Origin of the sequence: Dactylosporangium sucinum (assembly GCF_014647515.1) — a bacterium.
GTDB lineage: Bacteria > Actinomycetota > Actinomycetes > Mycobacteriales > Micromonosporaceae > Dactylosporangium > Dactylosporangium sucinum.
In genome coordinates, this window is sequence record NZ_BMPI01000012.1 from 119,584 (window position 1) to 141,757 (window position 22,174).

19 protein-coding genes are annotated in these 22,174 nt (G+C 70.7%); 8 read left to right on the forward strand and 11 right to left on the reverse strand.

Annotation, left to right across the window (positions count from 1 at the left end; all coding sequences use genetic code 11):
• Window positions 1–80 precede the first annotated feature (80 nt).
• Window positions 81–3,443, forward strand: a complete 3,363-nt coding sequence (locus IEZ31_RS14750) for a trypsin-like peptidase domain-containing protein (protein WP_190250399.1) — start codon at window positions 81–83, stop codon at window positions 3,441–3,443.
• Window positions 3,444–3,472: 29 nt separating this feature from the next.
• Here the strand turns inward: IEZ31_RS14750 and pqqE are convergent, their stop codons facing one another.
• Genes pqqE through IEZ31_RS14765 form a run of 3 tightly spaced genes read right to left on the reverse strand, consistent with a single transcriptional unit; the run spans window position 3,473 to window position 5,675 of the window.
• Window positions 3,473–4,858, reverse strand: coding sequence for a pyrroloquinoline quinone biosynthesis protein PqqE (pqqE, locus tag IEZ31_RS14755; RefSeq protein WP_190250400.1), 1,386 nt, complete (start codon window positions 4,856–4,858; stop codon window positions 3,473–3,475).
• Window positions 4,855–5,553, reverse strand: coding sequence for a pyrroloquinoline-quinone synthase PqqC (pqqC, locus tag IEZ31_RS14760; RefSeq protein ID WP_190250401.1), 699 nt, complete (start codon window positions 5,551–5,553; stop codon window positions 4,855–4,857). The genes pqqE and pqqC overlap by 4 nt, the downstream gene beginning before the upstream one ends.
• Window positions 5,532–5,675, reverse strand: a complete 144-nt coding sequence (locus IEZ31_RS14765) for a hypothetical protein (RefSeq protein ID WP_190250402.1) — start codon at window positions 5,673–5,675, stop codon at window positions 5,532–5,534. Before IEZ31_RS14765 ends, pqqC begins: the two co-directional genes overlap by 22 nt.
• Before the next feature lie 203 nt (window positions 5,676–5,878).
• Here IEZ31_RS14765 and IEZ31_RS14770 point away from each other — a divergent pair, with 203 nt between their 5' ends.
• From IEZ31_RS14770 to IEZ31_RS14795, 6 genes are all read left to right on the forward strand, one after another.
• Window positions 5,879–7,198, forward strand: a complete 1,320-nt coding sequence (locus IEZ31_RS14770) for a hemolysin family protein (protein WP_190250482.1) — start codon at window positions 5,879–5,881, stop codon at window positions 7,196–7,198.
• Window positions 7,195–8,286, forward strand: a complete 1,092-nt coding sequence (locus tag IEZ31_RS14775; RefSeq protein WP_190250403.1) for a hemolysin family protein — start codon at window positions 7,195–7,197, stop codon at window positions 8,284–8,286. Before IEZ31_RS14770 ends, IEZ31_RS14775 begins: the two co-directional genes overlap by 4 nt.
• Entirely contained in the window at window positions 8,286–9,380 is a 1,095-nt protein-coding gene (locus IEZ31_RS14780; RefSeq protein WP_190250404.1) for a sporulation protein, read from the forward strand. Before IEZ31_RS14775 ends, IEZ31_RS14780 begins: the two co-directional genes overlap by 1 nt.
• A gap of 213 nt (window positions 9,381–9,593) precedes the next feature.
• Window positions 9,594–10,502 (forward strand): MBL fold metallo-hydrolase, encoded by a 909-nt coding sequence (locus IEZ31_RS14785; protein ID WP_190250405.1) that lies wholly within the window; start codon window positions 9,594–9,596, stop codon window positions 10,500–10,502.
• Window positions 10,503–10,518: 16 nt separating this feature from the next.
• The gene (locus IEZ31_RS14790) at window positions 10,519–11,580 is read left to right on the forward strand and encodes an NAD(+)/NADH kinase (protein WP_190250406.1); all 1,062 of its coding nucleotides are present in this window, start codon (window positions 10,519–10,521) and stop codon (window positions 11,578–11,580) included.
• Between the two features lie 76 nt (window positions 11,581–11,656).
• Window positions 11,657–12,568: an NADP-dependent oxidoreductase gene (locus tag IEZ31_RS14795; protein ID WP_190250407.1), complete on the forward strand. Its 912-nt coding sequence runs from the start codon at window positions 11,657–11,659 to the stop codon at window positions 12,566–12,568.
• A gap of 37 nt (window positions 12,569–12,605) precedes the next feature.
• Here the strand turns inward: IEZ31_RS14795 and fxlM are convergent, their stop codons facing one another.
• The 7 genes from fxlM to IEZ31_RS14830 all read right to left on the reverse strand — a co-directional run bounded on the left by fxlM (window position 12,606) and on the right by IEZ31_RS14830 (window position 19,947).
• The gene (gene fxlM, locus IEZ31_RS14800; protein WP_190250408.1) at window positions 12,606–13,709 is read right to left on the reverse strand and encodes a methyltransferase, FxLD system; all 1,104 of its coding nucleotides are present in this window, start codon (window positions 13,707–13,709) and stop codon (window positions 12,606–12,608) included.
• A 62-nt stretch (window positions 13,710–13,771) separates the two neighbouring features.
• On the reverse strand, window positions 13,772–14,722 hold the full coding sequence (locus IEZ31_RS14805; protein WP_190250409.1) for a class I mannose-6-phosphate isomerase: 951 nt from the start codon (window positions 14,720–14,722) through the stop codon (window positions 13,772–13,774).
• Window positions 14,719–15,915, reverse strand: a complete 1,197-nt coding sequence (locus tag IEZ31_RS14810; RefSeq protein WP_190250410.1) for an ADP-dependent glucokinase/phosphofructokinase — start codon at window positions 15,913–15,915, stop codon at window positions 14,719–14,721. The genes IEZ31_RS14805 and IEZ31_RS14810 overlap by 4 nt, the downstream gene beginning before the upstream one ends.
• Window position 15,916: 1 nt before the next feature.
• Window positions 15,917–16,780, reverse strand: a complete 864-nt coding sequence (locus tag IEZ31_RS14815) for a ketose-bisphosphate aldolase (RefSeq protein WP_190250411.1) — start codon at window positions 16,778–16,780, stop codon at window positions 15,917–15,919.
• 29 nt (window positions 16,781–16,809) lie between these two features.
• Window positions 16,810–17,655, reverse strand: a complete 846-nt coding sequence (locus tag IEZ31_RS14820; RefSeq protein ID WP_190250412.1) for a carbohydrate ABC transporter permease — start codon at window positions 17,653–17,655, stop codon at window positions 16,810–16,812.
• A 5-nt stretch (window positions 17,656–17,660) separates the two neighbouring features.
• Window positions 17,661–18,602 (reverse strand): carbohydrate ABC transporter permease, encoded by a 942-nt coding sequence (locus tag IEZ31_RS14825; RefSeq protein WP_229835025.1) that lies wholly within the window; start codon window positions 18,600–18,602, stop codon window positions 17,661–17,663.
• Window positions 18,603–18,657: 55 nt separating this feature from the next.
• The gene (locus tag IEZ31_RS14830; RefSeq protein ID WP_190250413.1) at window positions 18,658–19,947 is read right to left on the reverse strand and encodes an ABC transporter substrate-binding protein; all 1,290 of its coding nucleotides are present in this window, start codon (window positions 19,945–19,947) and stop codon (window positions 18,658–18,660) included.
• 296 nt (window positions 19,948–20,243) lie between these two features.
• Here IEZ31_RS14830 and IEZ31_RS14835 point away from each other — a divergent pair, with 296 nt between their 5' ends.
• A complete protein-coding gene (locus IEZ31_RS14835) occupies window positions 20,244–21,083 on the forward strand; it encodes a DeoR/GlpR family DNA-binding transcription regulator (protein ID WP_229835027.1) in 840 nt (279 codons plus the stop codon).
• Between the two features lie 70 nt (window positions 21,084–21,153).
• Here the strand turns inward: IEZ31_RS14835 and IEZ31_RS14840 are convergent, their stop codons facing one another.
• The gene (locus IEZ31_RS14840; RefSeq protein WP_190250414.1) at window positions 21,154–22,161 is read right to left on the reverse strand and encodes a glycoside hydrolase family protein; all 1,008 of its coding nucleotides are present in this window, start codon (window positions 22,159–22,161) and stop codon (window positions 21,154–21,156) included.
• Window positions 22,162–22,174 lie beyond the last annotated feature (13 nt).

Below are 22,174 nucleotides of genomic sequence, written 5' to 3' on the forward strand. Positions count from 1 at the left end.
GCCATCACTGTGACGGCCTGCGTCACTCGCGCTGACGGGGTGTGACCAGTGCGTTTGCTCGTGGGAGGAGCCGACATCCGGTGACCAGGCCGCCAGCCGGTGAGACGTTCACCGATCAGGTGCGGCGCACCGTCGTGGCCGTCTACTCGCGCGGGCGTCACCGCGGCTCCGGCTTCTTCTGCCAGCCCGGCCTGGTCGTGACCTGCGCACACGTCGTGTGGCAGTGCCCGGACGACGTGGAGCTGGCCTGGAACGGCGAGCGCCTTCCCGGCCGGGTCCTGGTCCGCGACCCGCCCGACCGGGGCAACGGCGAGGTGTACGCCTTCCCCGACCTGTCCTTCATCCGCATGCTCGACGACGTGGACCACCCGTACGCCGCCTTTCCCGAGACGCCGGAGACGGTCGAGCGGCTGACCATCGCCGCGCGTACCCGGTCACTGGTGTCGGCGGAGCCGGCCGCCGAGTCCGCCGCCGTCGAGGTCGTCGGCCTGATCGGTGACTACATGAAGGTCAAGGGCGACGAGATCACCCCCGGGATGAGCGGCGCGCCGGCCTTCGACCCGCGCCGAGGCCGGGTGCACGGCGTCGTCAAGGCGTCGCGGGACGAGCGCGCGCCGCGGGGCGGGGTACTGATCGCGGCCGCGCACGTGCAACGGGCGCTCGTGCAGCACCGTCAGGCGCTGCGGCTGCCTTCCGTGCCGGACCGGGCCGTGCTGCGCCCCGGCAGCGACGACCTGCGATCGCTGCTGCGCGCCGTGTCCCGCGCCGCCGACCGGATGCCGTACGGCATCGTGGACGGCGTCGCACCGGCCATGTCCGGCATCTACGTCCGGCTCTACGCCAGGGACAAGCGTGATGCGCGCCGGCACACGGTGCCGCCCGAGGAGATGGTGACGGCGCACCGGCATGTCGTCCTCAGCGGGGTCGCCGGTTCGGGCAAGACGACCCTGCTCAACCAGATCGCCGGGACGATCGCCGAGTCGTGGATCATGGGCGACCCGGCCCAGGACTCGCCGTTCGGCGGCGTGGTGGCGCTGCGGCTGCCGGCCCGCGCGCTGACCGGGGACCGGCCGCTGTCGGTAGCGCTCTCCGCCGCGCTGAACGCGGACCTCGGCGAGTTCCTCGACCGCGCGATCGAGCCGGCGCTCTTCGACCAGGAGCCCATGCCGGGCGTGGACTGGCTCCTCCTGGTCGACGGCCTCGACGAGGTGTTCAACATCGACCGCCGGCACCGGCTGCTGAGCATGCTCAGCCACCGCCTCGGCGAGTACGGTCAGCGCTTCCGCTTCCTCATCGCGAGCCGGCCGCTGCCGTCCGACGAGGTCGCCATGCTCCGCAGCCGCATCGCCGAACACGCCGACACCCGGCTCGGTGAGTACGAGATCGCGCCGTTCAACCGGGCTGCGCTGCGCGAGTTCGGCCGGCGATGGTTCGCCGTGCGCTCACCCGCCGACGCGGCCACGAAGACCGGACGGTTCCTCGACGAGGTGACCGGCGGGCCGCTCGCCCCGCTGATCCGGACGCCGCTGCTCGCCACGATCGCGGCGGTGGTGTTCGAGACCTACCCGGATTCGGCACTGCCGGTCGATCGCACCGGGCTCTACCGCCGGTTCCTGGACTACCTGCTGTACATCAAGGGACGGCAGCTCGACGTGCGCGCCGACTTCCTCGAACAGCTGAGCCGCCACGGCAGGACCGGGGTGCTGGTCGCCGAGTCGCTCGTCGAGGAGGTCGAGCGGTGTCTCGAAGTCCTCGGCGTGCAACGCGTCGTCGGCCAGGAGACACCCACCGTCCAGGCGGCGATCCGGTGGCTGCGGCGCCGGCTCGGGGACATCAGGGGCATCCCCGACCTGGAACGGTACGTGCGAATGCTGCTGTCGAGCACCGGTGTGCTGCACCTGGCCAACGACGACTTCGAGTTCCGCCACCAGAGCATCGCGGAGTACCTCGCGGCCGGCCATCTGGCCGCGAACGGGTTCTCCCCCGGCCGGTACGTGCAGGACCTGCGCGCCGGCGGTCTCACCAGCCTCGCCGCGTTCACGCTGGCCCGTTGGGTGCACGCCGGGCACGACGCCTTCCCGGTGCTGCGGCACCTGCACCGCCCGGGCCTGACTCGGCGGTACCCGGACCTGCATCTCCTGGTCGCGATCATGCGTGACGGCGTCCGTCTCGGCCCGCGCAGCGAGCCCGGGCTGGCCCGGATGGTGGTCAACGCCCTGCGTCACCGGCTCGTGCTCGACGACGACGACGCCGACGCGTTCGCCACGGTGCTGCATGCGCTCCGGGCGCGGACCGACTGTGACGACCTCGTCCTCGAACTGGCGACCGACCGGCGCATCTCCGCGCTCAAACGTATCGCGTCAGCGGTGGCCTTGATGCATGACGGCCGGCCCGACCACCGTGAGGCCGCGATCGACGCCGTCAGGGAGGTCGCCACGACGCGCAGCTATCCCCTGGAGGACCGTCTGCCGGCCATGTGGGCCCTCGTCGTCGGCGACCTCGGCGCGGACCGGCGGTGGGCGCTCGAAGCGCTGCTCGACGCCGCGATCCGGCTCAGCCCGGCGGCGGCCGGGGCCCGCGCGCTGGTGCTGCTCATCGAACTCGGCGAGGGCGAGGCGCTCAGCGTCGCTCTCCTGGCCCGCGCGGTCGACGGCATCACGACGGTCGCCGACCGGTCCACCGCGCTCGATACGCTCGCCGTCGTCCTCGACGAGCTCAAGTGGGCCGGCCGACCGGCCGGCGCACGGTACACGCGCCGCCACTCGCATCTGCCGCCGATACGGCTCCACCCGTGGGACAGCGGGGACGATCTGGCCTATCGCATGCTCGTCAACGTCGACATCGGGCTCGTCGAACGGCTTCCGGCCGCACTCGCCCTGACCTGGCCGATGGCGCCCGCCAGCGTCGAACGGCTGCTGGAGGTGCTCATGCTCGATCCCGGGTTCGGCTGGGCCGCCCGGGCGCACATGGCGGTCGACGTCATCGACCTCGGTCTCGCCCGCCCCGGTCGCGACGCCCTCCGGACGCTGGCGACCGACACCTACCTGTCCGCCCAGGCCCGCGTTGCCGTCGTCCTCCTGCTGGGCGCGCGTCACGGCGAACCGGACAGTCAGCTCCTGCTGTCGCAGTGGTCCGAGGACCTGGCCGGAGATCCACGGCTGCGGCTGAACGCCGTCATGGCGACGGCGCGGTGGGATCCGCCGGCTGCTCCCGCACGGGCCGAGGCATATGTGAACGACCCGGCCGCGCCGTTCACCTGGCGCCTCCAGATCGCCGCCGCCGCGGACCGTCACTCGGCCGGCGACGGGCGCCGGATGCTGTCCGAGCTGCGCCGCGGGGCGGGGGGCGCCTGGCACCGGCGGCTCGCCGTCGCCACGGTGGCGTGGATCGTCCGCCTGGAGCGCCGGTTCGGCGGAGGTGACCGCCGCGCAAGGGGTGCGTAGCGCATCCGGGTACAGCCTGCGCTGGTGCGTCACGCCATCCGTCGGGGCACCGGGGCCGCCGCCGCGGTGCCGGCCGCCGCCGTGATGCGTGTCAGCCACTCGTGGTGCGGGGACAGGCCGCAGGCAGGGTCGGTTGCCGCCGGGTCGCCGGTGATCTGGTACGCCTGGCAGCGGCAGCCGCCGAAGTCGACCTCGCGCAGCGCGCACGAGCGGCACGGGTCGGGCATCCAGCCGGTACCGCGGAACCGGTTGAAGGACGCCGAGGAGTACCAGATGTCGCCGAGCCGGCGGGAGCGGACGTTCTCGATGCCGAGGTCGGGCAGCTGCGCGGCGGCCAGGCAGGGCAGTGCGTCGCCGTTGGGCGCCACGACGAGCTGGCGGGCGCCCCAGCCGGACATGCACGGCTTCGGGCGGTCGGCGTGGTAGTCGGCCGCGACGTACACGAGCTCCAGCGCGTCGCCGTACCACGCGCGCGCCGTCTCCGCGTCCCGCTGCGCGATCGCGACCTGCTCCGGGGTCGGCATCAACGCGGCCCGGTTGCGCAGGCCCCAGCCGTAGAACTGGGTGTGCGCGAGCTCCAGCCGGTCGGCGCCCAGGCCGGCGGCCAGCTCGGCGATCGCGAGCAGCCGCCCGACGTTGCCGCGGTGCAGGACCACGTTGACGGTGAGCGGTAGCCCGTGTGCCCGCGCCTGGCGGGCCACGGCCAGCTTGCGGTCGTGCGCCCGCAGCCCGGCGACCTCGTCCGCCGCCGCCGGTTCGGCGTCCTGGATCGACAGCTGCAGGTGATCGAGCCCCGCGCCGGCCAGCGCCGCCAGCCTCGCCTCGGAGAGCGGGATGCCACTCGTGACGAGGTTGGTGTACAGGCCGAGCGCGCGGGCGTGGGCGACGAGGTCCACGAGATCGGGGCGCAGCATCGGCTCGCCGCCGGAGAGGTGCAGCTGCAGCACGCCGAGGTCGCCGGCCTCGTCGAGCACCCGGCGCCAATCGGCGGTCGTGAGCTCGTCGCGGTACGCCGACAGCTCGACCGGGTTCGAGCAGTACGTGCAGTGCAGCGGGCACCGGTACGTCAGCTCGGCGAGCAGCCCGAGCGGCGCCGGGTCGCGGGGCGGCGGGCCTGCTCCCGCGGCGTCGAAGCCGACGGACCCGGCCGGGCGGCCGGTGCCGTCGAGCGCGACCAGCCGCCGGTCCGCCAGGTCGCCGAGGAGGGCGCCGACCTCCTCGGCGGACACGCCGTCGTAGTCGCGGGCGAGGTCGGCGGCGATGTCACCGGCCGTGCGAACGCCGTCGCACCGGGCCACGATCTGCCCGGCCGTCTCGTTGAGCAGCAGGACGCCCTCGGGATACAGCAGGGCCGGCCGGGCGCGCACCCGGTCGTACGCGAGCCGCACCCCGACGCGCAGGCCGGCACCGCTCACCGCTGAGCGCCTGCGTAGTCGACGACGTCGAGGATCGTCCGCAGCACGTCGCACTTGAACGACAGCGCCGCGACGGCCGCGTCCTGCTGCTCCCGGGTGCGGCAGTGGTCGAGGACGAGCGCGAGGGTGTCCTGGCTGTCACGCCGCACGACCGGGATGCGGTGCTCGAAGTACGCGAAGCCGTAGGGCTTGATCCAGTCGTAGTGCCGCCGCCAGGCGCGAATCCGGTCCGCCATCAGGTCCGGCGAGAAGAGCTCGGTGAGCGCCGCCGCGGCGCCCTCGGTCCACGGTCTCGTGCGGCAGAAGTTCAGGTAGCCGTCGACGGCGAACCGGACTCCGGGGAGCACGCGGCGCTCGTCGCGCACCTCGGCCGGGTCGAGCCCGACCGCGTCGGCGAGGACGAGCCACTCCTCCAGCCCGCCCTCACCGTCGCCGGTGCCGTCCTGGAAGGTGATGCGCTCGACCCAGCGCCGGCGCACCTCCGGAAGCGGGCAGTTGGCGATGATGGCCGCGTTCTTCTGGGACAGGCAGCGCTGGTAGTGCCAGCGGTTGGCCACCCAGGCCCGGACCTCGTCCGGCGAGCAGCCCCCGGCGTGCAGCCGAAGGTGGAACGGGTGCTTGTCCCAGTAGCGCGCCGAGAGCCCCCGCAGCGACGTGGCGAGCTCCTCGCGACTCAGCGGGTGCTCGTCGGCCACGGATCGTTGGCTCCGGAGTACGCGGTGATCTCGGGCCGGGTCTCCAGGCACTCGACGCGCGGCGGTGTCCAGCTCCGCCGGGCCGGCGGAGCGGGCGGGGTCTGGTGCGTTGCGGCCGGCATGGCCTCACCTCCGATGTCTCGGTGTCGAAACGATCCCCTACCCGCGATCCGTCGCGGATACCCACAGCAAATGCCCAGCTTCGTCCGGCGAACCGTACAGTTAAACGTGCTAGTGTCCGGTTCGTGGGTGATCCGTACCGACATAGACCAACGCCGGCCACGCGAGACGTGGCCGGCGGCCTGGAGCCGGTGAAACGCCGGTGATGCTCATCCTGATCGGACTCGTGCTGATCATCGCGTTGACCGCCGCGACGGCGTACTTCGTCGCGCAGGAGTTCGCCTACGTGGCGGTGGATCGCGGCGCGCTGCGGCAGGCGGCCGACGGCGGTGACCGCGCGGCGGCGCGGGCGTTGCAGGTGACCGAACGACTGTCGTTCATGCTGTCGGGCGCGCAGCTTGGCATCACCGTGACCGCACTGCTGGCCGGTTACGTCGCCGAGCCGTACCTCGGCGAAGGACTGGCCGCGCTGCTCGGCTCGGCGGGCGTCCCGCGGGCGGCGAGCCTGTCGGTGTCCGTCGTGGTGGCCCTGCTGGTCGCCACCGTGGTGCAGATGGTCCTCGGTGAGCTCGCACCGAAGAACCTCGCCATCACCAAGCCGGTCGCGTTGGCCAGGTGGCTGTCGCGCTCGACGCTGGTGTACCTGACCGTCGCGGGGCCGCTGGTCAGAGTCTTCGACGCCGCGGCGACACGGCTGTTGCGCCGGGCCGGCATCGAACCGGTCGAGGAACTGCCCGAGGGCGCCACCCGTGAAGACCTCGAACGCATCGTCGCCGACGCCCGCGACCGCGGTGACCTCGACGTCGACACCGCACGGCTGCTCGACTCCGGCCTGGACTTCCGCAACCTCAGTGCGGGCTCGGTGATGGTGCCCCGCGTCGACGTGGTGACCGTGCACGCCGACGAACCCGCCAGCCGGCTCGTGCAACTGCTCCCCAGCGGCCATTCCCGCTTCCCCGTCATCGGCGCCGGTGTCGACGACGTCACCGGCATCGTCTCGGTCACCGACGTGCTGACCCTCGACCCCGACCGGCGCGACCACACCCCGGTGCGCGACCTGGCCGCTCCGCCGGTCGTGGTGCCGGCCTCCGCCATGGTGGCCCACGTGCTGGAGCTGCTGCGCACCGAGCGACGGCAACTGGCCATCGTCGCCGACGAGTACGGCGGGTTCGCCGGCGTCATCAGCCTCGAAGACATCGCCGAGGAACTCGTCGGCCAGATCCGCGACGAGGACGACCTGCCCGAGCCCGGCGCCGAACGCCAACCCGACGGATCCTGGCTCGTGCCGGGCCGCTGGCGGCTGGACCAGATCGCCGACGCCACCGGCGTCCGGTTTCCCGCCGACCCGCTCTACGACACGATCTCCGGCCTCATGATGTACCGCCTCGGCCGAATCCTGGCCCAGGGCGACCATGTCGACCTGCCGACCGAGGACCTGGCCGTAGAGTCGCTCCGGCTGACCGCCGTGTCCGTGCACCGGCACGTCGCCGCCACCGTCCACATCGCCGTACGGCAGCTGCCATGAGTCCCACCACCGCCCTGGCCAGCTCCCTGGCGCTGCTGGCCCTCAACGCGTTCTTCGTCGCCGCCGAGTTCGCACTGATCGCCGCCAAACGTCATCGGCTGGAGGCCCTCGCCGCCGGCGGTTCCCCCGCCGCACGCGCAGCCCTGGCCGGCAACCGGGAGCTGTCACTCATGCTCGCCGGCTCCCAGCTCGGCATCACGCTGTGCTCACTCGGGCTGGGCGCGCTGGCCAAACCCGCCCTGGCCGACCTGCTCGAACCGCTGCTGCACGCCACCGGGCTGCCTTCCCAGGCCAGTTACGTGGCCGCATTCGTCCTGGCCCTGGCGGTGGTGGTGTTCCTGCACATGGTCGTGGGTGAGATGGCACCCAAGTCGTGGGCCATCACGCACCCGGAGCGTTCGGCGTTGCTGCTCGCCCTGCCGTTCCGGGCGTTCGCCCGCCTCGCCCGCCCCGCCCTCGCCGCGCTCAACGCCATGGCCAACGCCACCCTGCGACTGTTCAGGATCACCCCGCAGGACGAGCTGGCTCAGGCGCACGGTCCCGACGAGCTGCGGATCCTGCTGCAGACCTCGCGGGAACACGGCACGCTGCCCGCCTCCGACGAGCAGCTGCTCACCGCGATCCTCAGCCTGCAGCGCACCACCGTCGCCACGGTCATGGTCCCCGCCGAGCGGGTGGTCACCGTCCGCGCCGGCGCCACCGCCCGCGATGTCGAACAGCTGTGTCTGCGGTACGGCCGTTCCCGGCTGCCGGTCACCGACGACGGCCGCATCGTCGGCATCGTGCACGCCCGCGACGCGCTCAAGGCCACCACCGACCAGGTCGACGCCACCGCCGGCTACCTGATGACCGCCGCGTTCACCCTGTCCGCGCAGCACAGCGCGCTGGCGGCCATCCGCGCCATGCGCGAGCACCGCGCCCAGGTCGCCATCGTCACCGATCGCGACGACCCGGTCGGCCTGGTCGCCCTCGAAGACCTCCTGGAACAGGTCATCGGCCAGTTCGACGACGAAACCGATCCGATCGTCGCCGCATACCGCAACGCACCAGCCCGCACCACCGAACGTACCCAGAAAGGCAACCGCTGATGGTCTTCAAGAAACTGCTCGCCAGCCTCGGACTCGGCGGAGTCGAGGTCGACACCGTCCTCGCCGCGCAGCCCGTGACGCCCGGCGGCGTGCTGACCGGCCAGGTCAACCTGCGCGCCAAGAGCGACAGCCAGGTCACGGCCGTCGACCTGCAGCTGCTGGTCAACGGCCCCCTCGGCGAGGTCGAGCTCGCACGTCACCGCGTCGCCGCCGACCTCCACCTCACCGGCGGCAGCAACCCGTCGGTGCCGTTCACCCTGCCGGTGCCGGCCCACGCCCCGTTCACCGCGCTCTACGGGCACGACCTGCCCGGCCTCACCGCCGGGGTGCGCACCCACGTCACCGTCGCGTCCGGCACCGCCAAAGGCGACTTCGACCCGGTCAAACTCGACGCCAACCCCGTGCAGCAGCGCATCATGGACGCGCTCGGCATCATCGGCGCCCGGTTCGTCCGCAGCGAACTGCGCCCCGGCACCGGTCTGACGGGCCTGACCGTCCCGGCGGCCCAGGCCGTCACCTTCTACGCACCCATCCCCGAAGGCCAGCAGCCCGGCCCGCACATCCCCCAGGTCGTGTTCGTCATCGCTGCGGGCGCCGACGACCTCACCGCCGTCGCCGAGCTCGCCGCACGACCCGGTGCCGGCGACCGCCACCACCTGACGGCCGCGGACATCGAACGCCTCAACACCGAGGAGGACGGCTGGATCGCTGAGGTCGACCGGTGGCTGACCACCGTCCTGCAGCAGCACGGCCAGCCGGCCGCCGCGCCGGGCGCGTTCCTGCAGCCCCATCAGCCGTCCGCGCACGGCCATCCGAACAACTACGGCCGCCCCGGCCAGCCCGGCCAGGCCTACGCGTACAAGGGCCACCAGCCCTACCAGTACGGCGGCTACCAGCGCCGGCCCGGCATGGGCGCCGCCATCGCCGCCGGCGTCGGCGGCGCCGCGCTCGGCTTCCTCGGCGGCATGGTCATCAGCGACATGATCGGTGACGCGTTCGAACCCGACGTCGCCGCCCAGGCCACCGAGTCGTTCGACGACACCGGTGTCGACAGCGGCTTCGGCGGCTTCGACGACGAAGGCTTCGACATCTGACCCGCACGTGGTGACCACCACCTGACCCCACGGCACCTCCTCCTGCTCGGGGGAGGGCGGCCGCGGGAATCAGGTCCGCGGCGGCGGCGACGCGTGGTGCGGCCGGAGCCCGGGGCGCGAGCCGTCGCGCTGGCCTCCGTTCGCGGGACAGGGACGAATGAAAAGCCGGAAACGCCGGCACGGGTGGGCCTGCACCGTTCTAGCCTCGTGGAGATGACGGTCTTCGCACCCGTGCCGGCGTTTGCCCGAGGCCCCGACATCCCCGACTCCGGCTACCTCGTCACGGAACTCGGCGGCGGCGCCTACTTCATCACCAGCGGCATGGTGAACACCATGTTCCTGGAGACCCGCAACGGCGTCGTCCTCGTGGACGCCCCGATGGACCTCGGCGAGCGTCTGCTCGCCGGCATCGGGGAGGTCACCCCCAAGCCGGTCACCCACCTCATCTACAGCCACTCGCACGCCGACCACATCGGCTCCGCGCACCTCCTCGCCCGCGACGATCTGAAGATCATCGCCCACGAGATCACCGGCCGGTTCATCCGGCAGGCGCGCGACGATCGCCGTCCGCTGCCCGACGAGACGTTCGCCGGGCCCAGGAGCGAGCTGACCATCGACGGCGAGCGGTTCGTCCTGGAGTACTCCGGTGACTGGCACCAGGCCGGCAACCTCTTCATCCACCTGCCGCAGCGCAGGATCCTGGCGGCGATCGACAGCCTCACGGTGAAGAACGCGCCGTTCTTCCGTCTGGTCTTCTCCCCGCGCGTGCCCGCGTACTTCGACGCCATGGACCGGATCCTGGAATACGACTTCGACACCATCGTTTCGGGGCACATGGCGCTGCCGGGCACCGCCGAGGACGTGGCGACGAACCGCGAGTACATCCACGACCTGCGCGCCTGCGCCGCCGAGGCGCTGCGCACGGTCGAACTGCCGCGGGCCGCCGCCGCGGCCGGCGTGCCGGACGACAACCGGCAGGCCCGGCTCAAGGTCTGGATGGACGCGGTCGTGACGCGGGCGGCCGAGCTGATGCCGGCCTCCTGGTCGCAACGCCTCGGCGGCCACGACATCTTCCTGACCGACAACCTCAACGCCGTCGCCTGGAGCGTCTCCATCGACTAGGGAGCGAGGAGCGTCGATGATTGATCGGATCGGGCTTGTCGTGCACGGCGGCCGGCCGGCGGCGGTCTCGGCCGCGGGGGACGTCCGTCGCTGGGCCGGCGAACGGGCCGTCCAGTGTGTCGACATCGACGTGTGGGACTCCTCGCCCGAGGGTGGCCGCCTGAGCCCGGCGGACGAGGCCGCGCGCGCCGGCCACCCGAGTCTCATCGTCACGGTCGGCGGCGACGGCACGTTCCTGCGTGGCATCCGGGTCGCGTCCGCCATCGACGCGACGGTGCTGGGCGTCGACGTCGGCCGGGTGGGGTTCCTCACGGAGGTGGAGGCGAGCGGCGTCGCCGCGGCGCTCGACGCCGTGAACACCGGGCAGTTCACCGTCGACGCCCGGCTCACCTTGACCATGCGGGCCTCACGCCCGCTGGAGATCCCCGCTGACATGCAGGTGCTGCTGCGCTACGGCCGTGGCCCGGCCCTTCCACCGCCGCAGGTCCGTCCGAGCGATCCGATGCAGGTGGGCTGGGGCGTGCCGCTCGACGTGATCGCCCTCAACGACGTGGTCTTCGAGAAACTCGCCCGAGATCGTCAGGCCAGCCTCGCCGTCTACGTCAACGGCCGGTTCTTCGCCTCCTACTCGGCCGACGCGCTGATCATCGCGACCTCGACCGGATCGACCGCGTACAGCTTCGCCGCCGGCGGCCCGATCGTGTCACCACACCTCGACGCGTTGGTCTTCACGCCGGTCGCCCCGCACATGGTCTTCAACCGCAGCCTCGTCCTCGCCGCGCGGGACCAGCGCGTCGCCGTCCGGGTCCTCGAGCGATCCGGGCAGGTGGCCGTCACCCTCGACGGCCAGCTCCGCGGCGTGCTGGACCCCGGCGACTGGGTCTCCGTCTACGCCGGGCCCCGACGTGCCAAGCTCCTCCGCCTGGCGGAGCACGAGTTCCTCGGGCGGGTCCGGGACCGGTTCCGGCTGTCGGACTCGCCGGCCGCCCTCGCCGACGGTTCCGCACCGCCGATGTACAACCCGACCGAGCCGCTGCCGCAGGATCTCAAGCACCCCGGCCCACCGGACATCCACTGACGTCCAATGAGCGACTGCCGCTCTCCCACCGACGATCTCGTTGCATCCACTACCAGCGACGAAGGGGTCCTGCGACATGAAGGCGATAACGTTCGACACATTCGGCGGCCCCGAGGTGCTGCACGTGGCCGACGTTCCGATGCCCGATCCGGGGCCCCGGCAGGTGCGAATCAGGGTCCATGCGAGCGGCGTCAACCCGGTGGACGCCACGATCCGATCCGGTGCGATGCAGGCCCTCATCCCGACCACGTTGCCGGCAATCCCCGGCATCGACGTTGCCGGCGTCGTCGACGCGGTCGGCGAAGCGGTGACGGATGTCGCGGTGGGCGAGCCGGTGGTCGGCTGGGCCGACGCCCCGGCCGGTTCGTACGCCGAGTATGCCCTGTCCAGCCACGTTGCCCCCATACCCACCGGACTGTCGTTCGCCGATGCGGCCACGTTGCCCACGGCTGGTGAGACCGCCAGACGCGGCTTGGACCTCCTGGGAGTACGAGCTGGAGAAACCGTGGTCATCCACGGGGCCAGCGGCTCGGTGGGGGCCATCGCCGTGCAACTGGCGGTTGCCCGCGGCGCCACGGTCATCGGCACCGCGAGCGAAGACAACCAGGACTACGTCCGGTCGTTGGGCGCCGTCCCGATGCCGTACGGCGAGGGCCTCGTCGACCGGATTCGTGCATCGTTCCCGCAGGTCGACGCCGTGTTCGACGCGGCCGGCAAGGGTGCGCTCCCCGACTCCATCGCACTGCGCGGCGGCACCGACCGGATCGTCACCATCGCCGACCCCGCCGCCCGGGAACTGGGCGTGACGTTCAGCGCCGGCACGCCGAAGGACTGGTCCACGGACGATCTGGCCGGGTTGGCGGAGCAGGCCGCGCGCGGCGAGTTGACCACCGCGGTAGCCGGCACGTATCCGCTCGAACGCGCCGCCGAGGCACAACGCCTGAGCCAGGGCCGGCATGCTCACGGCAAGCTCGTCCTCATCCCCTGAGTCACAGCACCCGCACCGCGCCGGCGCGGGTCCCTGGTCAGGTCCAGGTCACGACGACCGGGTTGTGTTTGCGCGGCAGGACGAACCGTCCGGCGGCCGGATCGGTCGCCGGCAGGACGGTGGGCATGGTGAACGTGACGGTCCTGTTGCGGCAGTGGGTGTTCCAGTGCTGGATCTGGTCGGCCGTTTCGTCGGCGAGGGCTTCGCCGGTGGGGCCGTGGCCGACGACGCCGGCCTCGTACAGCTTGATGCCGTCCGGCGCGAACGACGCCGGCCGGGTGGTGAGATAGGCGAGGTCGGCGCCGCGGACGGTGGCCATGGACCCCCAGTTGAACGACGGTGCGACGATGCCGCGGTGGGCGGCGGGCAGCGCTACGTCCATGCGCATGAGCGCGTTGTCGAGGGTGCAGGCGAGCCACAGGTCGATCCAGGCGAACAAGGCCTCGCCCGGAAACAGCACCCCGGTCCACCGCTCGTGCCGGCCGGTGTCGAACACGCCGGTGAGAGCGGCCGCGTCGACGGTCTGGTCCCGATGGACCTGCAACCCGATGGTGTGGTCGTCGGTGAGGTGGATGCGTTGGGGGCCGTCGGCGCCGATCCCGCGCCCGGGCATGACCGCGGCGGGTTCGCTGTTGACGCCGTGCCAGCCGTCGCTCTCGCGTTCGAACGCGATGCGGCGGGTGGTGGCGCCGCGCAGGCGCAGCGGGACGAGGAGCCGGCCGCCGGGGGCGAGCTGGTGCAGCCAGGCGGTGGGGATGTCATGGACGCCGACGGTCGCGATCACCCGGTCGTAGCGGGCGTCGGCGGGGTGGCCGCGGGCCGGGTCGGCGAGCACGACGTCGACGTTGGTGACACCGGCGGCGGCGAGGTGGGCGCGGGCGGCGTCGACGGTGTCCGGGTCGCCGTCCAGCGTGGTGACGTGGCCGTGTTCACCGACGACGGCGGCGATGAGGGCGGCGTTGTAGCCGGTGCCGGCGCCGGCTACGAACACGTTGTGCCCCGGGCCCGGGTCGAGTTGTTCGAGCACGGCGGCGACGACGTCGGGTTCGTCGGCGTCGTCGGCGGCGTCGCTGTGCACGGGCACGAACAGGTCACGCGGTACACCGTGCAGGTCGGCGGCGGGGCCGTTGTCGGGGGTCACGGTGGGCACCTTACTGTAAGCGTTCCCCCCGTGACCGGCCCGCACGAGTCGCGCTGGAGCAGTCAGGCGGACGCCGAAAGGCGGAGCACCTCGACCTCGCCGTCCAGAAGGACCGGACCGGCGGCGTAGGGAACCAGCAGCGTGTCCCCCCGCCGGAGCGACAGGTCGTCGTGCTCGCCGAGGAGCCTGCCCGCTCCGGCCACCACGACCAGCACGCTGAAGCCACGTTCCAGACGGTCGCCGCCGTACCGGCGGCGGGCGGCGAAGAACTCGTCCGCGGCCTCGGGCAGCAGCCGCGCCGCAGTGCCGCGCAGTTCGTCGAGGCGCGATGGCGTCCAGGCGCCGCGGTCGACGCACTGCAGGGCCAGGTCGTAGCCGAGGCCCAGGTGGCCGTCGGCGAGGCCGAAGCCTTCGTACTCCAGCAGCACGGAGAAGTCGGTCGGCTCCTGGATCTCGACCAGCAGGATGCCGTCGCCGATCGCGTGCGGCAGGCCGGCCGGGCAGAGGATCGCGTCGCCGGCCGCGACCGGGATCCGGTTGGTGGCGGCGAGCATCGCCTCGGTCTGCTGCCCGCCCACCCAGCCGGCCAGCTCGGCGGCCGCCACGTCACGGGCGAAACCCAGGTGGACGTACGCGCCGGGCCGCGCGGAGACGATCACCCAGGCCTCGGTCTTGCCGTACGGCGAGGCGAGGTGCGCGGTGGCGAAGCGGCGGTCCGGGTGCACGTGCAACGGCAGCCGCTGGCCGGCGTCGAGCAGCTTCACCAGCACGCCGGTGTCGGCGCGTTGCGGGCCGAGCCACCAGCCCGGGTCCGCGGCGATCGCCTCGGCCAGCACGCGGCCGTCGGCCAGGGTGGACAGCCCGGACGGGGCGAGCCCGAACCGGCTGGTCACCGAGCCCACCCAGTCCTCGGGGCGGTCGGGCAGCGCCGGCACGTTGCGGAACTCGGCGATCCGGCCGGCGCCGCGGTAGAACGTCTCGGGCTGGTTGGCGGGCAGTGCCTCGACGGTCATCGGTGTCCCTTCAGCGCAAGCTCGGCGAGGAAGCCACCGACGAACGTGTCGCCGAGCCCGACGGTGGTGGGGTTCTGGACGTCGAGCGCGAAGCCGGGGACACAATCGACAGTCTCGCCCAGGCGCGAGCGCAGTGCCGACGCGAAGGCGACGGACTCGGGCCGCCGTGGCAGCCGGCGCAGGCGCTCGACGTCCTCGTCGGTGAAGTCGTCGCCGTGGCAGTATCGGGTGGCGGCCATGACGGTGCCGGTGTCGAGGGCGTCGGCGTAATCGCCCGCGCCGAGCGCCAGGGCCCAGTATTTCGTGTGCAGCACCAGCGTCGGCACCGGGATGAACGCGTGCACCGCGGTGAGCGCCGCCGCGACGTCCTCGGCCGAGAGCAGGTCGACCGGGCGGCCGAGATACGACTGCAGCTCGTCCTCGTTCAGCCCGTACACGTCGATCTCGTCGAGCAGCGCCTCCCGGACCCGGCGGCTGAAGGCCGGTTCGTGGTACGCCGCGTCCTCGAAGTAGGTCACCGCCCCGGCCGGCAGCCGCCGCATGTGCTGCTGCAGTGCGGCGAGCCGCTCGTCGAGCTCCGCCTCGTCGCGCATGGCGTTGAATCCGGAGATCAGGAAGACGTCCGCCCTGCCCAGCCGGTCGCCGAGATCGTCGGTGAGCAGCATGGCGCTGTTCGCCGGGTCGTTGACGTAGATCAGGCGGTTCGGGAACGGCGCGATCATGTCGACGTTGCTCGCCCGGACCCGCAGGCCCTTGTCGTACTGCACGATCAGGTGCGGATAGAAGGTGTCCCCGGCACCGCTGTTGATGTACTCGGTGCCCGCCGGCAGCAGCCGGCGGAAGGTGTCGTTGACGCTGACCAGGTGCAGCGTCGACGGCACGCCGAGCCGGCTCATCAGGATCCCGGCCCGCACCGAGGTGCCGCCCAGGGTCTGCCGATGCGGGAACCGGTCCGCGAAGGCCGACAGCGCCGGGGCGGAGGCGACGAAGTGCTCGCCGCCTCCGCCCCGGGCCACGTACCCGAGGATCGACACCACGAGGTCCCGCTCACTGGTCACGGTGGCCGGCGACGTCAGTTCCGCGGCGACGATGCCGTACTCGGCGACGAGCTGTTCCAGGACTTCGGCGGTCAGCTTCAACTCGTAGTCGACGCAGCCGCCGAGGCCCAGGAGTACACGGGACGCGTCGGCCATGTCAGTAGAGCGAGCCCTTGCCGGCGGCGCCGAACAGCTCGATCTTCTGGGCGGCGACCACCTTCATGGCCTCGATGCAGGCGGGCTGGATGGCGTTCGGCTCGCGCACCTTCTGGTCGTTGCCCAGCACCTCGCGCATCTTGTTGTGGTAGGCGATCTTGATGTCGGTCGAGATGTTGATCTTGTTGATGCCGATCCGCGCGGCCTCGCGGATCTCGTCGTCCGGGTTGCCGGAGCCGCCGTGCAGCACCAGCGGGATCTGCACCCGGCTCTTGATCTCCTTGAGCAGGTCGAGCTTCAGCTCCGGCTTGAGGTGGGCCGGGTACAGGCCGTGGAACGTGCCGATCGCCACGGCGAGGCTGTCCACGCCGGTCTGCTCGACGAACGTGACCGCGTCGTCGGGGTCGGTGTAGATGATCTCGGCGGCGCCCGCCTCGGCGTAGCTGTCGTTCCCGCCGATCGTGCCGAGCTCACCCTCCACCGACACGCCGAGGACGTGCGCGGAGTCGGTGACCTTCTTGGTGATCGCGATGTTGTCCTCGAACGGCTTGAGCGAGCCGTCGATCATCACGGAGGTGAAGCCGTACTGGATCGCCTGCAGGATCTGCTCGTAGGTGGCGCCGTGGTCCCAGTGGATCGCGATCGGGACGCTCGAGTTGTGCGACCGTTCGATGATGCCGGTGATCATCTCGCGGCCGATGTGCCGGACCTCGTCCGGGTGGATCCCGACGATCAGCGGGGCGTTCGTCTCCTCGCTGATCTCCACGATGCCCTTGAACATCGCCCAGTCGCTGATGTTGAAGGCAGGCACGGCGAAGCTGTGCTCGTTGGCGACGTCCAGGATCGCCTTGCCGGTCGTCAGCATTTCTGTGTTTCTCCTTTTGCGTTGCTGTGTCAGGCCTTGACGGCGCCGGCGGTGAGCCCGCCGATGAACCGTCGCTGGAACACGAGGAAGAGGACGAGGACCGGAATGGACCCGAGGATGCTCATCGCCATCATCTGGTTCCACTCGTACGAGTGCTGGCCCATGAGCAGCTGGATGCCGATCGGCACGGTGCGCATGTCGTCGGTGCGGGTCAGCGTGAGCGCGAACAGGTACTCGTTCCACGAGATCATGAAGGTGTAGACCCCGACCGCGATCAGGCCGGGCACCGAGATCGGCACCAGGATCCGCCACAGTGCGGTCCAGCCGGTGCCGCCGTCGACCTTGACGGACTCGTCCAGCTCTCGCGGCAGCGTGTTCAGGTACGCGGTGATCATGATGATCGCGTACGGGAGGGTGAACACCATGTGCGTGAGGATCAGGCCGGGATAGGTGTTGTACAGGCCGAGCGCGACGACGAGCCCGAAGTACGGAATGACGAGCGTGATCGGCGGCACGGCCTGGACGCTGACGATCACGGCGTTGATGGTCCTGGAGAACGGGAACGTGAAACGGCTGAACGCGAAGCCGGCCAGGACGGCCACCAGCAGCGTCAGGATGGTCACCGCGAAGGCGACGATGTAACTGTTGAGGAAGAACCGCAACTGAGCACCGTTGCCCAGGATCTCCCGGTAGGCGTCGAGCGAGAAGCTCTCGGTGATCAGCTTCGGCGGGTTCTGGAAGACGTCCCCGTTGCCCTTGAACGAGGTGGACAGCATCCACAGGACCGGCAGGCCGGCGAACAGCCCGCCGACGACGAGCCCGGTGACGACGCCGGCCTTGGCGAGGGTGCGGCGGGTCTTGACGGTGATGGCCATGCGTCTCACCGCTCCCTTTGCTGGCGTACGTAGAAGAAGGCCAGGACCATCGTCAGCAGCAGCACGATCACGGCGGCGGCGGACGCGGTCGCGAACTCGTACTCGCTGAAGGCTTGCTTGTAGGTGTAGGTGCTGAGCATCTCGGTGGCGTTCAGCGGCCCGCCGCCGGTCGTCATCCAGATCAGCGCGAACTGCTGGGACGTCCAGATCAGGTCGAGCACCGCCATGCTGACGATCACCGGCCGCAGCTGGGGCAGCGTCACGTGCAGGAACCGCTGGAACCAGTTCGTCCCGTCCACGGCGGCCGCTTCGTACAGGTCGTTGGGGATGCCCTGCAGCCCGGCGAGCAGACTGATCATGAAGAACGGGTAGCCGGACCAGATGTTGACGAACGTGACCGCCCAGAGCGCCTTGTCCGGATCACCGAGCCAGTTCACGCCCTCCTGAACGACACCCAGCGTGCGCAGCACGTAGTTGACGACGCCGGACGGGTCGAGCAGCAGCCGCCAGATGACGGCGATCACCGCGATCGTGAACAGCCAGGGCAGGATGTAGACGATCCGGAAGATGGCCTTGGTGACCCCGCTCAGCAACTGGGTGTTGAGCATCATCGCGAAGGCCAGGCCGAGGACCAGGTGGGCCACGGTGCTGACCGAGATGAAGACGGCAGTGTTCTTCAGCGCGGCCAGGAAGTCCGGGTCGGTGAGCACCTTGGTGTAGTTGGCGAACCCGGCGAACACCGAGTTCTCCTGGACGATCACGTTGTCCCGGAACGAGTAGCTGATCACCATGACGATGGGGACCACCATCAGGACCACGACCAGGAGCACCGTGGGGGACAGATAGCCGTACGGGATCAGCCGCCGGGCCAGGGTGGAGCGGGTCCGGCCGGGGGTGACCTGCTCCTCGGGGGGCGCCGCGGTGTTCGGTGCCGTCAGGGATGTCATCGCTGTCTCCTTGATCGGGCGCCGCGCCGGCGGACCGGCACGGCGCCCGGGCGGGCTACTCGATCACCGAGGACCAGGACGCCTGCGACTTGGCGAGGGCCTCGTCGACGGTCGTCTTGCCGGTCAGCACGAGCTGGAGCTGCTCGTCGAAGCTGCGCATCAGGTCCTCGGACTTGGGCAGGCCGACGAACTCGTTGGCCGGGTAGCCCTGCTGGTAGATGTCGAAGGCGGTCTTGAACATCGGGTCGCTGTTGCTGAAGTCGGGCTTGGCGTTCTTGTTGCCCGGGAAGCCGTTCGCGATCGTGCTCAGCTTCGCGTTGGTCTCCTGGCTCATCAGGTAGGACACGAACTTGAACGCCTCGGCCTTGTGCTTGGTGGAGTTGGAGACGCCGATGCCCCACGACGCGTACGGGATGCCGCGCTTGCCGGTGTAGCCGTCCACGGACGGAAGGGCGGCCACCTCGAACTTCAGGTCCGGCTTGTTCTTCTTGATCAGGTTGATGTGCGCGAGCGAGTCGATCATCATGCCGACCTGGCCGTTGGTGAACTTCTCGACCTTGTCCTGTTCCTTCATGGTGAGCGAGCCGGGGGCGATGACGCCGGCGTCGTTCAGGCTCTTCACGTACTCGACCGTGCTCTTGACGGGCGCGCTGGTCAGGTCGGGCTTGCCGTCCTTCAGCATGCTGCCGCCGGAGGCCCAGAGCCAGGACATGACGTCGTTCTGGATGCCGTTGGGGACGGCGGTGTCGAGCGGGAGCGCCCAGCCCTTCACGTCGGTGCCGGTCGCGCTGATCTTCTTGGCCGCGTCAAGGAACTGGGTGCGCGTGGCGGGCACGTCGGCGACGCCGGCCTTGGCGAGCAGGTCCTTGTTGACGAAGAGCGGGTAGACGAAGTTGACCACCGGGATCATGTAGGTCTTGCCCTTGACCTGCACCTGGCTGGCGAGCTGGCTGGTGTCGTAGTTCGCGTCCGTCATCAGCTTGGACAGGTCGGTGATCGCACCCTGCTTGGCGAAGTCGTTGACCCAGGCGCCGTCGAGGCCCACCACGTCGGGCAGGGTCTTCGACGCGGCACCGGTGATGAGCTGCTGCTTGGTCGAGGCGTACGGCGCGCTCAGCAGCTTGATCTTGATGTTCGGGTTCTGTGCGGTGAAATCGTTGACGATCTTGTCGAACTCCCCGGCCGGAAGCTCGGCCCCCCACCACTGGGCGAACTCCAGCGTCACGTCGCCACCCGAGGCACTGTCGGCCGAGTCGCCCGAGCCGCACGCCGCCACGACCGCGATCAGCGCGGCCGCCGTCACTGCCCCTAACGCTCGCTTCAGCCGGGATGCACGTACCGCCATGGCATGCTCCTTCTATATCGAGATCTTTCTGTTCTCCGCGGTGTTGGCGCCACGTTAGCAGCGTGTTACAGATCAAGACAAGAGAAGAACAGCAAGAAACTGCGGAGTACGGCATACTATTGCGTCATGAGGCAAAACCTGGCATCCCACTGCCACCCTTCTAGCTGCAGTTTGCCCAGCCGACACCGGGCTTCGACCAGATTTGCCCATCCTTGCCGCTCTTCGCTGCTCTACGCAGCGATGCTCTCAGCGGACCGGCAAGTGTGGCATACTCCCGCACTGACAAGGGGGGAACAGTGAGCGTTGGCAGGGACGAGCGGCAGCGCCATCTACCTGCCGGGCGCAAGGCTCAGTTGGCCGCGTATGTTGCCGACTCCGGCCAGGTCACGGTGGGCGAGTTGGCCGAGCGCTTCGGCGTCTCCATCGACACCGTGCGACGCGATCTCGATCAGCTGGCCGCCGAGGGCATCCTCGTGCGCACATACGGCGGCGCCGTCAGCCTGTCCACGGTCTCGCGCACCACCGACCGCGCCGTCGACCAGCGACTCACGGTGCAGGAGCAGGAGAAAGAGAAGATCGCGGCGCTGGCCGCATCCCTGGTCCAGGACGGCTCGACCATCATGATCAACGGCGGGACGACCACCCTCGCGCTCGCCCGCAACCTCGGCCAGCACCGCAACCTCACGGTGGCGACGAACAACCTGCTGGTGCCGGGTGCGCTCCCGCCCACGGCCATCCGCGACATCTACGTCTTCGGCGGCGCGGTGCGCGCGCTCACGCTCGCCACGATCGGCCCGGTCAGCTTCCGCGCCACCGCCGGCGTCGAGCTGGACATCAGCTGCGATCTGGCGCTGATCGGCGTCGGCGCGGTCTCCGCCGTCGCCGGCTACACGACGAGCAATCTCGCCGAGGCCGCGATGATGCAGGAGATGATCTCCCGCGCGGCCCGCGTGGCGATCCTCGCCGACTCCTCCAAGTTCGGCCGCCGCCTCTTCGCCCAGGTGTCGGAGCTCGGCGCCGCCGACTACCTGATCACCGACACCGCGCCGCCGCCCGACCTGCGCAACGCCCTCAGGGCGAGCGGCGTGGAGCTGCTCACCCCGACGACCAAGTCTCTGGATCCACGGCAGGCGTGACCGTTCCCGCCGGTAGCGGGAGCGGCGCGATGCGGCTGGCGGTCAGTTACGGCAGTGGCTGCTCGCGCTCCTACACCGCGCGAGCCACGCAGATCCGGGCATCGAGGCGGGGCCCGGCCTCGTAGAGCATGTACTCCACGCCGCCGTCCGTGCCGAACGCGGGCGACGCCACCCGGCCGTTGTCCGACGCGATCGGCCGGTGGAACACGCCCAGGTGGACCTCGCGGTCGAAGTTGTTGCCGATCTCGGTCAGGTACATGTTGCCGCTGTTGCCGTGATACGCGAGGTACGCGGTGCCGTTGCGCTTCAGCAGGTGTGGTGCGGAGACGTCGGTGAGCCCGTCGCCGGACGGCGACACCAGCGGGTTCGGGGCGAACTGCCAACCGCTCCAGCCGTTCGGCGACCAGCCCCAGAAGATCTTGCGAGTGCCCGGCCGGATCGTGTGCAACCCCATGAACACCATCACGTAGCGGTTCCCCTTGCCGGCCACCGAGTGCTCGAAGACCCGCGCGTACGAGGTCTCGGTCGTGTTGGGCACCAGGTTCGTCGACAGGATCGGCGTCTCGTCGGTGAAGTGGATGCCGTCGGTCGAGCGGGCGACCCGGGTCGTGAAGTTCTCGCCGTGGAAGTACAGGTAGAACTGACGCGTCGGCGCGTCCCACACAACGTGCGGCGACGACACGTGGCTCACCGTCGTGGTCGGCAGCACCCGGTCGACGACGGGGTTGTTGGCGTACTCGGTGTAGGGGCCCTCGAGCCGGTCGGCGTAGGCGAGGCAGATCCCGCCGGGCGCGTCGTGGGGCGCGTAGTAGAGGTAGTAGCGGCCGAGATAGCCACTGATCTTGTCGTAGACGCCGCGCACGCACGGGAAGATGAACTCGCCCGTCGGGTTGTAGCGCAGCGGTCCGGCGAACGCGTCGCGCACGTATCGATAGCTGGGGAAGCCGGCCGGACCGGCGAGCGCGGGCGTGGACGTCGCGACGAGGCCGGCACCGGTGGTCGCGGTCGCGACGCCGGCGGCCGCCGCGCCACGCAGGAGCGCGCGTCGGGAGAAGGGACTTTCGGGGGTACGGGTCATTGCGTTCCCTCCG